The 9,902-nt window shown below is 40.6% G+C and carries 16 protein-coding genes and 1 pseudogene; 13 read left to right on the forward strand and 4 right to left on the reverse strand.

Going from position 1 to position 9,902, the window contains the following annotated elements:
* Nucleotides 1-175 precede the first annotated feature (175 nt).
* The 3 genes from C228_RS0112615 to C228_RS0112630 all read right to left on the reverse strand — a co-directional run bounded on the left by C228_RS0112615 (nt 176) and on the right by C228_RS0112630 (nt 1,514).
* On the reverse strand, nt 176-475 hold the full coding sequence (locus C228_RS0112615) for a hypothetical protein (RefSeq protein WP_018652956.1): 300 nt from the start codon (nt 473-475) through the stop codon (nt 176-178).
* Between the two features lie 166 nt (nt 476-641).
* Nucleotides 642-1,061, reverse strand: coding sequence for a hypothetical protein (locus C228_RS0112625; protein ID WP_018652958.1), 420 nt, complete (start codon nt 1,059-1,061; stop codon nt 642-644).
* The gene (locus C228_RS0112630) at nt 1,062-1,514 is read right to left on the reverse strand and encodes a helix-turn-helix domain-containing protein (RefSeq protein WP_018652959.1); all 453 of its coding nucleotides are present in this window, start codon (nt 1,512-1,514) and stop codon (nt 1,062-1,064) included.
* A 96-nt stretch (nt 1,515-1,610) separates the two neighbouring features.
* On the opposite strand from C228_RS0112630, the gene C228_RS0112635 reads away from it, so the two are divergent.
* The 13 genes from C228_RS0112635 to C228_RS0112700 all read left to right on the forward strand — a co-directional run bounded on the left by C228_RS0112635 (nt 1,611) and on the right by C228_RS0112700 (nt 9,198).
* On the forward strand, nt 1,611-1,805 hold the full coding sequence (locus C228_RS0112635) for a DNA-binding protein (protein ID WP_005597478.1): 195 nt from the start codon (nt 1,611-1,613) through the stop codon (nt 1,803-1,805).
* 224 nt (nt 1,806-2,029) lie between these two features.
* Nucleotides 2,030-2,332, forward strand: a complete 303-nt coding sequence (locus tag C228_RS0112645) for a helix-turn-helix domain-containing protein (RefSeq protein WP_018652962.1) — start codon at nt 2,030-2,032, stop codon at nt 2,330-2,332.
* A 10-nt stretch (nt 2,333-2,342) separates the two neighbouring features.
* On the forward strand, nt 2,343-3,329 hold the full coding sequence (locus C228_RS0112650; protein ID WP_018652963.1) for a hypothetical protein: 987 nt from the start codon (nt 2,343-2,345) through the stop codon (nt 3,327-3,329).
* A 10-nt stretch (nt 3,330-3,339) separates the two neighbouring features.
* Complete coding sequence (locus tag C228_RS0112655) at nt 3,340-5,142, forward strand: DDE-type integrase/transposase/recombinase (protein WP_018652964.1); 1,803 nt, start codon at nt 3,340-3,342, stop codon at nt 5,140-5,142.
* 22 nt (nt 5,143-5,164) lie between these two features.
* Nucleotides 5,165-6,337 (forward strand): AAA family ATPase, encoded by a 1,173-nt coding sequence (locus C228_RS0112660; protein ID WP_018652965.1) that lies wholly within the window; start codon nt 5,165-5,167, stop codon nt 6,335-6,337.
* The gene (locus tag C228_RS0112665; protein ID WP_018652966.1) at nt 6,330-6,578 is read left to right on the forward strand and encodes a hypothetical protein; all 249 of its coding nucleotides are present in this window, start codon (nt 6,330-6,332) and stop codon (nt 6,576-6,578) included. The genes C228_RS0112660 and C228_RS0112665 overlap by 8 nt, the downstream gene beginning before the upstream one ends.
* Nucleotides 6,571-7,095 carry a host-nuclease inhibitor Gam family protein gene (locus tag C228_RS0112670; protein ID WP_018652967.1) on the forward strand — a complete coding sequence of 175 codons (525 nt, stop codon included), beginning with the start codon at nt 6,571-6,573 and terminating at the stop codon, nt 7,093-7,095. Before C228_RS0112665 ends, C228_RS0112670 begins: the two co-directional genes overlap by 8 nt.
* Complete coding sequence (locus C228_RS0112675) at nt 7,092-7,304, forward strand: ANR family transcriptional regulator (protein WP_018652968.1); 213 nt, start codon at nt 7,092-7,094, stop codon at nt 7,302-7,304. The genes C228_RS0112670 and C228_RS0112675 overlap by 4 nt, the downstream gene beginning before the upstream one ends.
* Entirely contained in the window at nt 7,301-7,444 is a 144-nt protein-coding gene (locus tag C228_RS14535; RefSeq protein WP_018652969.1) for a hypothetical protein, read from the forward strand. The genes C228_RS0112675 and C228_RS14535 overlap by 4 nt, the downstream gene beginning before the upstream one ends.
* A gap of 62 nt (nt 7,445-7,506) precedes the next feature.
* Nucleotides 7,507-7,983, forward strand: a complete 477-nt coding sequence (locus tag C228_RS0112685; protein ID WP_005597454.1) for a hypothetical protein — start codon at nt 7,507-7,509, stop codon at nt 7,981-7,983.
* On the forward strand, nt 7,965-8,339 hold the full coding sequence (locus C228_RS0112690; protein WP_010945354.1) for a hypothetical protein: 375 nt from the start codon (nt 7,965-7,967) through the stop codon (nt 8,337-8,339). Before C228_RS0112685 ends, C228_RS0112690 begins: the two co-directional genes overlap by 19 nt.
* Nucleotides 8,329-8,730: a regulatory protein GemA gene (locus C228_RS0112695; RefSeq protein ID WP_010945353.1), complete on the forward strand. Its 402-nt coding sequence runs from the start codon at nt 8,329-8,331 to the stop codon at nt 8,728-8,730. Before C228_RS0112690 ends, C228_RS0112695 begins: the two co-directional genes overlap by 11 nt.
* Before the next feature lie 117 nt (nt 8,731-8,847).
* Nucleotides 8,848-9,198, forward strand: coding sequence for a Mor transcription activator family protein (locus tag C228_RS0112700; RefSeq protein WP_010945352.1), 351 nt, complete (start codon nt 8,848-8,850; stop codon nt 9,196-9,198).
* A 200-nt stretch (nt 9,199-9,398) separates the two neighbouring features.
* Here the strand turns inward: C228_RS0112700 and C228_RS14540 are convergent.
* Nucleotides 9,399-9,902, reverse strand: a pseudogene (locus tag C228_RS14540) (alpha/beta hydrolase); the annotation flags it as partial.

The raw sequence follows: 9,902 nt of genomic DNA on the forward strand, positions 1-9,902 counted from the left end.
GCTTATACAATCCCATCACCACATTATTTAACTCAAACTCGCCGTAGGTTTCCTCAAGTTTTCCCCAAAATTCAGCGTCTGATACGGCGTTTGGATAGTACTTTTCCATTTCTGTAATAATAATTTCTTCTAGATCTGTCATGGTTTTCTCCTTTTTAATAAATATAATTAATCATTAAATAGACCAATAGCTTGATTTAACCGGTTTATTGGCATCACTTGAGAAAACCTCATTCCATAATACGAGTAAATATGAACCATGAGCCTGTTCTGTCACAATTGATGAGACATACGTCCCTATAATTTCATCAATACTATCGTGAACCTTTGTTTCTTCAAGCGAGGCATTTGTTGTCCATTGCATTAAATTGGCTAACACATCCCCCATATTACCGAATAAACGTTGTGAACTCCCTCCTGTATATTTATAAAAGCCACAGCGGTCAATTTCATAAAACGTAATTTTTGCTTGCATTATTTATTTCCTTAAGTAAATTCACTCAAATTGTCTGCCATATTTCAGCTTACATTGGGCATCAATCAATGTGGTTTTTAACAGCTAGTGCCTGAATTTGTTCCTTCCAAGAACCCAAATGTTCTATTACTACTATTGGACTATTTTCTATATCCATTTTAATTCCTTACTCAATATTCCTAATTTCTTGTTCAATATGTTGCCCTGCTTTGTTAAAAATGAGAGCTAACAAACCTGCGGCAAAGAACAATACATAGCCTAGGGGATATTTACTGCCTAAAAATAGCCCTGATAAGCACAATACAAAGCCGATAATCGTGAATATGGCGAGCTTTTGGCTTTGTTTTTGCAAAAGAGCTTTACGGCGTTGTTCTTTCTCCAACCGTTCTTGGTTATCAAAATACGCCTTAATGCCAAAAGTGCATTTCCCGTTATTGCAATATTCATTAAAACGATAGCTTTCTCCACCGCATTGAGGACAGGTTACAACGTGGGGACATGTCTTATCGATTTCCTTTTCGACTTGATGAAAGTGAGCTTCGTTGATGTTATTAAATTGCCCGATTTTATTGATGTGGAATGCCATTTAGTCTCCTTCTTTAAACGTGATACCACCTTCTAAATGTTGAATATTGTTTTGTTGTTTTACTTCGCCGATATGCATTTCGGTATGAGAGCTTGATTGTTTTTTAGTTGTATTTTCACTGCTCTGTAACAGTTTATTTACTGCAGACAATGCTTGTGCTGTTTGTTCAATAGCAGCTTTACCTTGTTCGTTACTTTGTCGGTAATCATCTAAAAGAGATATTTCATTTTCAGTAAGTGGAACTGAACGAGTACCAGAAAATAAGTATCCTATATCTACACCAATCTCAGTTAATGAGAACAAAACTTCACTTCCTGCTAAAGCTACACCACGTTCATATTTTCCCCACATTTCACGAGAAACCCTGCATTTATTGGCAATATCCGCTTGTGTTAAACCTAAACGATTTCGTTCATTTTTTAATCGAACAGCAAAAAGAGAACTATTATTCACAATTTATCCTTGACTTTGAGAACTTTAGTTCTCATAATGCTTTTAAAAGATTGGTTAAAAATTTAATCAATTATAACACAACGAGGAGAAGCAACAATGCAAGAAAAAGTTAAAACGCCAACTGAAGTAAAGGCGGAATTTAGAGCGAAAGGAGAAACTTTTGCTCACTGGGCAAAAGCCAATGGTTATGACCCAACCCATGTTTCAAGAGTGCTAAATGGCACGATTAAAGCAAGCTATGGCAAAAGCCATGAAATTGCCTTGAAACTTGGCTTAAAAGCGGCGGCTTAACGCACTTTGCTCTTTAACAATTTAACAGATCTGAAAAGCGATGCTTTTGTAAAAACATGGCGGAATTTAACCGCTTGTATAAATTGATAGGAGAAATCCCATGAAAAGATTGTTAATTAAGCTGGCAACGGGCTTTTTAAATCGTTGTGGTTATGTGGTGGAGCCAAAGGCAAAGCCAATAGAGAATGTGCCTACGTTTATTCGACAAATGCGGGGGCGATAAGATGAGCCGTGAGAAATTAAACACCACGCAACGGGCATTGCGGATTTTGAAAGCCTTAAAAGGCAGAAGCCTGACTGGGCTGACGAATAAAGAGTTATGTGAAGCGATTGGTGAAACGCCCGTAAATGTTACCCGTGCATTAGCATTACTGGAAACAGAAGGCTTTGTACAAAAGCTGGATACCGGGGCGTATGCGTTAAGTGTGCAGTGTTTGCAGATTGCAGTGACCTATTACCGTGAAATGCAGAAACAACGTGAACATATTGATTTGATTGACCAGCGTGTACAAGCAGGTAGTTGGTAAGGAGTGAATAATGAGTAATGAACATATTTTTAGTGAAGAAGCCGTAGCGGAAATGCAAAAGGTGCAAAATGCGACCGCACTTTCGGCAAAGGCGATGACGCAGGATATTGCGGAAGCTCACGAAGCAATGGGTATGATTAGAGCTTTTGGTTTTGTAAACAAACTGCTGACGGTCGGCACTTTGAAAGTAATGAGAGAAGTTAAAGAAGCTAAGAAATACAAAGGGTTAGTAACTTATATTGACGGAGAACTGACGACTGTCGGCAGTTGGGAAGAATTTTGTAGAGCTTGCGGTTTAACTCGCCAAAAAGTTGATGAAGACCTGCAAAATCTTTCTAAATTCGGCGAAGACTTCCTAGAAACCAGCCAACGCCTAGGCTTGGGCTACCGTGAAATGCGAAAACTTCGCCAGTTGCCGGAAGAAGCCCGAGCGGAGATTGTGGATGCGGATTATTCGGAAACCACCGACAAGGAAGATTTGATTGAGAAAATCGAAGATTTAACCGCTAAGCACGCCAAGGAAAAAGAGAGCCTGACGAAACAGCTGGAAAGCGTGAAAGCAAACTACGATGCACAGGCGAAAGTGATTGCCAATAAGGACGAACGTTTAAATAAGCTCGACAAGGAGCTTGCCAAGAAGACCCTACTGATTGAAACCCAAACGCCAGACCAACGTGGCGAGATGTTGCGAGAAGAAACTGCAGGGATTAGTTATAAAGCGGAAGCCATTTTACGTGGGCAGGTGTTTCAGGCTTTTGAAGCCTTACAAGCTCATCAAGAAGAACACGGTATTGACCATCGTCAGTTTATGAGTGGTGTGCTTGCCGAGTATCAGTTGATTTTATCGGAGCTTAAAGAACGCTTTAACTTAACCGATGAACCAACGGGCGATAACCTGCCTGAATGGGCAAAACCTGAATACGCTGATAAGCCTTCGGTTGAACCGAGCATAGCGGCAATTTTAGACGAAGTAAGCGATGCACAAATCGTGGAGTAAGGACGATGCAATGGCAATTTTACCGAGTGTGCTATCCCACTGGGCAAACCGTGTGGAGACGGCAAAGTTTGGCGAGACGGAGAAAGTTATTGACGAAGGCTGTAGGCAAACAGGGCTAAGCCGAGCCACTTTCTTACGCCAAATTAAACCCTACCGTCCTAAAAGCAATCGTAAAGTGCGGTCGGATAAAGGCAAACATCAGCTAGAAAAAGCTGAGCTTGATTTGATTAGTGCTGCTTGGTTGCACCTTAGACGGAAAAACGGCAAGACGATGGCAACATTAGAACGCGTATTGGATATTCTACGAGCAAATCATCGTATTAAAGCTGAATTTATCGACGAAAATACTGGTGAAGTTCGTCCTTATTCTGCTACTTCAGTGGAGCGTGCATTACGCAATGCCAATTTGCACCCTGACCAATTGTTACGCCCCGCCCCTGTGGTTCAGTTGCAAAGTAAGCACCCAAACCACGTGTGGCAAATCGATCCGTCATTGTGTGTGCTGTATTACTTAAAAGAAACAGGCAAAGGCAATGGGTTGTGCATTATGGAAGAAGGTGAGTTTTACAAAAACAAGCCTGCTAATGTAGCGAAAGTCGAGCCACAACGAGTATGGCGATATGTCATTACTGACCACACATCAGGCGTGATTTATGTGGAATATGTGTACGGCGGTGAAACGGCAGAAAACGTGAGCCAATGCTTTATTAACGCTATTCAACCAAAAGCCAATAAAGCTGAACCGTTTTTCGGTGTGCCGAAAATTTTGATGTTTGACCGAGGTACAGCAAATACCTCACAAATGTTCAGCCACTTACTGCATCAGCTTGATGTGAAAGTGGAAATCCCGAAAGCCAAAAACGCCCGAGCTAAAGGGCAAGTGGAAAAAGGCAACGATATTGTAGAGCGACAATTTGAGAGCGGCTTGCGGTTTATGAATGTATCAGGGCTTGATGAGTTAAATCAACTTGCCCATCAATGGATGCGATATTTTAACGGCAAAATGGTGCATTCACGCCACGGTCGGACACGCTATCAAATGTGGCAATTTATTCGCCCCGAGCAATTGATTATGCCTCCGAGCCGAGAAATTTGCCAAGAACTGATGATTACCGCACTTTCCGAGCGTGTAGTTAGCGACAAATTGGAAATTAGCTTTGAAAGCCGCCGTTACGATGTACGTGATGTGCCTGATGCAAAAGTGGGCGAGAAAATCACAGTGGGTAAGAATCCGTATCGCCCTGAATGTGTGCAGGTTCAATGTTTTGAGCGTGTTGTTGATGAAGACGGTTCGGAAAACCTGAAACCTTATTGGGTGGTAGTTGAGCCAGTTGAAGTCAATGAATATGGCTTCCGTGTGGACGCTGCGATGATTGGTGAAGAATATAAGGCTCATAAGAAAACCGAGTTTGAAACCCATAAAGAGCAAGCTGAACAGCTGGCTTACGGTGTAACCAATGAAGATGATTTGAAACGTGCGAAAAAGGTAAATAAACCGTTATTTAACGGCGAAATTAACCCTTACAAGCATATTGAAGAAACGAATTTGAACTGGTTTGTACCGAAAAAAGGACAAGATCATGAACTTACTACCAACGCGAGACGTGTGGAACAGAAACCTGTGAATTTGGTGGAATGTGCAAAACAGTTGAAAGAACGATTCCCTGAATGGAACGGTAAGCATTATAAAAACTTGGCAAAACATTTTTCCGAGGGCGTGCCGATAACTACGCTGGAAGATTGGTTGCAGGGCAATAAATTACCTGAAGTTTTAAACCCTGAAACGAAGATTTTACAGCTGAATGCCGCCTAATTTTGATAAATGGAGGTTCTATGTGTTAAAGCTAAAACAGGTGCTGATTGACAAGGGCGTGAGCCTGCGACAGTTGGCACAACAGATGAACGTTTCACCTGCGACGGTTTCACAGTTGATTAACCATAATCAGCGGGTGAAACAGTGGGTGGAATTTGAGAAGAATTTGGGCAGTGCGTTGCAAAGTTTGGGGATTATTGAACCGCTTGCAAGCCTGCTTGAAATGGAAGGCACTGGGGAAAGTTTGGCGACCGAGCCAGTGCCTTCCGCCCCTAAAACCACAGATGAAATTAAGGACGAGATTATGTTACTCGCAAAACAGGCTTTATTTCCAGCCACAAAGAAACATTTTGGGCTATTTCGTGATCCGTTTGCTGAAGATGTACGCAGTGCGGACGATGTTTTCAGCTCTGCCGACGTGCGTTATGTACGTGAAGCATTATTTCAAACCGCTAAACACGGTGGCTTTATGGCGGTCGTCGGTGAAAGTGGTGCTGGCAAATCCACGCTCCGCCGTGATTTGATTGATCGCATCAACCAAGAAAACGCTCCGATTACGGTGATTGAGCCGTATATCATTGCAATGGAAGACAACGACGTGAAAGGCAAAACATTGAAAGCTGCCCATATCGCCGAAGCGATTATTTCTACTCTTTCACCGCTTGAAAGCGTGAAACGTTCGCCCGAAGCACGCTTCCGCCAGTTGCACAAAGTGCTAAAAGAAAGCGTGAAAAGCGGTTACAGCAATGTGTTAATCATCGAAGAAGCACACGCTTTACCGATTCCAACGTTGAAACATTTGAAACGCTTTTTTGAGCTGGAAGATGGCTTTAAAAAACTGCTTTCTATTGTGTTGATTGGTCAGCCTGAGTTGAAAATCAAACTTTCTGAACGTAATACCGAAGTGCGTGAAGTGGTGCAACGTTGTGAAATTGTAGAACTTGCACCGCTTGATGCCGAGCTTGAGCGTTATGTGGAACATAAGCTGGAGCGAGTGGGCAAAAAGCTGAGCGATATTTTTGAAGAAGATGCGTTCTTAGCAGTTCGACAACGTTTAACTGCGGTAGGACGAAACAAAACGAGCCAAAGTTTGCTTTATCCGTTAGCTGTAGGAAATTTACTAACTGCAGCAATGAATTTAGCGGAAAGTTTAGGTATTCCAAAAGTAGACGGACAGGTGGTGATGAATGTGTAACAAAGTATTAAAAACGATTTCTCGTCGAGATAAAAATCAATTTTTGGCGTGTTGCCATGAGTTTGCAGAGCTAACCAAAGATTCGCCTGAGGCTATTGCTGCTGCCTTAGCGCAAGGCATTCAGCAATTTGAATTTATTGAAGATAAAGAGGGGAAATTGAGTATTCGAGCTGAACTTTATGATAAAGATGCAGATTTTTATCCCAATGCTAGTGAAATGAAGGAGACAGAAAATGGCTAAGAAAGCAGTGCGAATTAAGGCGGATGTTCACGAATTGAACCTGCAAACGGCTGATGATGTAGCGTTGGCGATTAAGGAAATCGGTGATTTGGAACGTGAACGGGTACGACTTTCTACCCTGCAAGCAGATGAGAAAGCGGCGATTGATGAAAAATATACGGAAAAATTGACCGCACTTAAAGACAAAGTGAAACCGTTGCAAAAGGCGGTACAGGCTTATTGTGAAAGCCGTCGTGATGAATTGACCAATGGAGGTAAACAGAAAACAGCATATTTTCCTACGGGTGAAGTGCAATGGCGAGTAAAACCACCGGCAGTTGTAGCAAAAGGGATTGAAGGTATTTTGGATAGTTTACGCAAGCTAGGGTTGTTCCGCTTTATCCGTACTAAAGAAGAACTTGACAAAGAAGCAATGTTAAAAGAGCCTGAGATTGCTCGTTCAATTTCGGGGATCTCTATTCGGGAAGGTGTGGAAGAGTTTGTAATTAAACCGAATGATGAGGAGGTGCGAAAATGATACTTGCCGCCAAAACTGAACGTCAGTTTATGTATAAAGAAAAAGCGGAAGCTGCAGCACGCTGTGAGCAGTTAGGTAATTATCAACAAGCCTATAATTTGTGGTGTGAAGCAATGAAATTAGCGACAACTGAAAAACAAAAGCAATGGTGTAGCACTAGAGCAAATTATTGTCATACTTGGCAAGGCAAGAGGGAGCGTGTGAGATGATTGATTCATTAGAACAATTAAAAATGCAATTACAGCAGGCAGTTCGTCAGCTTCAGCAAGCAGAAAAAGCTATTGATGAAAATGAGCTACCTTTAGCACAATGCTATGTATTTACTGTCAAGAACCTGATTATGAATTAGGCTTGAAAATGACTTAATAAAAAACCGCCTTCGGGCGGTTTTGTTGTATTTGGAGAATAAAAATGAAAGTGAAATGTAGTGCCTGTGGTGCGGTACATTCGTTAGATGCGTTAGTGGCAAATCAGGCAGCAAGCGATGCACTTAATGCAGCGTTAATGGTAAATGGTGAACTTGGCAAGGCGTTGATTGGCTATTTAGGGTTATTTCGCCCAGCTAAAAAATCGCTGACCTTTGATCGTGTAGCAACGATCTTACATGAGCTTACACCAATGATTACTGCTGGCAAAATTCAACGTGATGGGCGTGATTTTCCTGCACCCGTAGAGAGTTGGATTTATGCCATTAATCAGATGTTGGCAAGTCGGCAGACGTTGAAGTTGCCGATGAAATCCCACGGTTATTTGTTGGAGATTATTGCAAGTTTCAAACCTGCCAATACTACGGTGGTTTTGCATAATTCTGAGCAAAATCGACCGCTTGTGAGTTCAAAAACAGTGAATGCAGTGAATAAGGTGGCAGAATGGATCAACAATGGTTGAAAGCAACATTGGGTAAAGGAGTTGCAATGTTGCTGATATTACGTTTAAAAAACTCTCCTCCCGAAGATTCAATTAGTGCAACTTTAGAAACGTGGTTACGTGTGCTTACTTATAAAAAGCACTATGAGCAAGAACTCGACCAATGGCGATTTGAAGAGGCATTTATGTATTTAGCACAAACTTGTGATTGGTTTCCTAATCCCAAACAGTTACTTGATGCAATGCCTAAACGCAAGATTAAAGAACTACCGCCACCACCGCCAAAAACAGTGGAACAGGAAGAAGCTGAAAGGCTAAAGGCATTGAGCAATTTACAGAAAATTAAAGCAATGTTAAGGGGATGTTATGCGAAATAAACTGTTGCAGTTAGTGCATATTGGAAAAACACAGTTGGGAATGGATGATGAAACTTATCGGAGCCTACTTTCTCAACAATTCTACCAAAATTCTGCAAAAAATATAAGCTATTCAGATCTGATTAAATTAGTAAAATTATTGCAGACAAAAGGGGCTAAAATTCAGCTGCCGAGAAGTAAATCATCTCTCTCGCCTATTCAACGTAAGCTGTGGGCAGTATGGAAACAGATGCACGCTGATAGCGTGATTGATGATGGCTCTTCTCATGGACTGAATAGCTTTGTGAAGCGGTCATTAAATGGTGATATGCAGTGGAATGAGCTGACAAATTCACAAGCCACTTTGATTTTAGAAAATTTGAAACAATGGCAAAAACGAGTAGGTAAATAAAATGAATATCGCCAAATTTGACAATGGTATTCTTTAAGTTAAAGGCTCTAAGTTATTGGCAGATTTGGCGAACCATATCTCTAATATTATTGGTTTATATAAATTAGGAAAAACAAGATGATCACTCAAATGGAAATAGCACGACATGAGCTTTTGCGCGACATTGAAGATAACGTGAGTGCACTATGCAAAAATTACAACCTTGATACAGAAATTTGCGAACAAATTTCAACAAGTGTTGCTGACTTCTTAGCTGAACATTATGCTGGCCAAGTCATTTCTTTTCCTAAAGATTTTTATTATAAAATTGCTCAACGAGATTTAGATATTTATAATGATTTTACTGGTAATAATTGGTTCTTTTTAGTTAAAAAGTATGGCATGACTGAATCAGGCATTCGTAAAGTTATTAATCGTGTACGAAAACGTATAATGAAACATCAGCAACCAGATTTGTTTTGTGAATAAAAAAACAGCTTCACTATTCTAAAATGAAGCTGTTTTACTAAATTTACTTTCTAATTTCCTTTTTCATATTTTGTAATAGCCTTTCACTTTTCTTGTCCCACTACTACACGTTGCTACCCACCAAGTCCCATTTATCTCAATTAGATTATATTATTTATATTACTTAGTTTTAAAGAGTTTAGTAAATTTATTCTTTCTCATCATTTCTTATATCTCCCCAAATGCGAATTTTCTTTAATTTTATCCATAATTTCCTCAACATAACTATGACGATAAATATCAGGAAAGATTTTCGGCTTAAATGTATCCAGTGCAGCCCATTCATATTCCCGCATTGCCGAATGCGATATAAAGTAATAGCGTTTTTTATCGTTTTTATCAGTCACACTTTGATCAAAGAAAAAGAATTGTTTTTCATATCTTTCTTCAATAAACGGATCCCGCCACTCTTTTTGTTCAGCTTCAAATAATGGTTCATCATCACCCCCAACCGTTAATCTCTCCCCCTGATGCCCCAAAGCAGGACGCACCGCCGTATCATATACCCGCCAATCATCAAATAATGCCCCCATTAACACATCTATAATATGTTCAAAATAAGCATCGCCCCTTTTAAAGCGACGAAAATGACTCCACGGTTTTAAATAGATTAAGGGGGCGTCTAAACTATTTGCCGTTCTTTCGGCTTCTTCCTCCAATGCAGC

The organism is Actinobacillus capsulatus DSM 19761 (assembly GCF_000374285.1).
GTDB lineage: Bacteria > Pseudomonadota > Gammaproteobacteria > Enterobacterales > Pasteurellaceae > Actinobacillus > Actinobacillus capsulatus.

Bases quoted from the DNA above. Each gene is read 5' to 3' on its own strand.
- C228_RS0112615 (WP_018652956.1), bottom strand. From the start codon at position 475: ATGCAAGCAAAAATTACGTTTTATGAAATTGACCGCTGTGGCTTTTAT.
- C228_RS0112625 (WP_018652958.1), bottom strand. From the start codon at position 1,061: ATGGCATTCCACATCAATAAAATCGGGCAATTTAATAACATCAACGAA.
- C228_RS0112635 (WP_005597478.1), top strand. From the start codon at position 1,611: ATGCAAGAAAAAGTTAAAACGCCAACTGAAGTAAAGGCGGAATTTAGA.
- C228_RS0112645 (WP_018652962.1), top strand. From the start codon at position 2,030: ATGAGCCGTGAGAAATTAAACACCACGCAACGGGCATTGCGGATTTTG.
- C228_RS0112650 (WP_018652963.1), top strand. From the start codon at position 2,343: ATGAGTAATGAACATATTTTTAGTGAAGAAGCCGTAGCGGAAATGCAA.
- C228_RS0112655 (WP_018652964.1), top strand. From the start codon at position 3,340: ATGGCAATTTTACCGAGTGTGCTATCCCACTGGGCAAACCGTGTGGAG.
- C228_RS0112665 (WP_018652966.1), top strand. From the start codon at position 6,330: ATGTGTAACAAAGTATTAAAAACGATTTCTCGTCGAGATAAAAATCAA.
- C228_RS0112670 (WP_018652967.1), top strand. From the start codon at position 6,571: ATGGCTAAGAAAGCAGTGCGAATTAAGGCGGATGTTCACGAATTGAAC.
- C228_RS0112675 (WP_018652968.1), top strand. From the start codon at position 7,092: ATGATACTTGCCGCCAAAACTGAACGTCAGTTTATGTATAAAGAAAAA.
- C228_RS14535 (WP_018652969.1), top strand. From the start codon at position 7,301: ATGATTGATTCATTAGAACAATTAAAAATGCAATTACAGCAGGCAGTT.
- C228_RS0112685 (WP_005597454.1), top strand. From the start codon at position 7,507: ATGAAAGTGAAATGTAGTGCCTGTGGTGCGGTACATTCGTTAGATGCG.
- C228_RS0112690 (WP_010945354.1), top strand. From the start codon at position 7,965: ATGGATCAACAATGGTTGAAAGCAACATTGGGTAAAGGAGTTGCAATG.
- C228_RS0112695 (WP_010945353.1), top strand. From the start codon at position 8,329: ATGCGAAATAAACTGTTGCAGTTAGTGCATATTGGAAAAACACAGTTG.
- C228_RS0112700 (WP_010945352.1), top strand. From the start codon at position 8,848: ATGATCACTCAAATGGAAATAGCACGACATGAGCTTTTGCGCGACATT.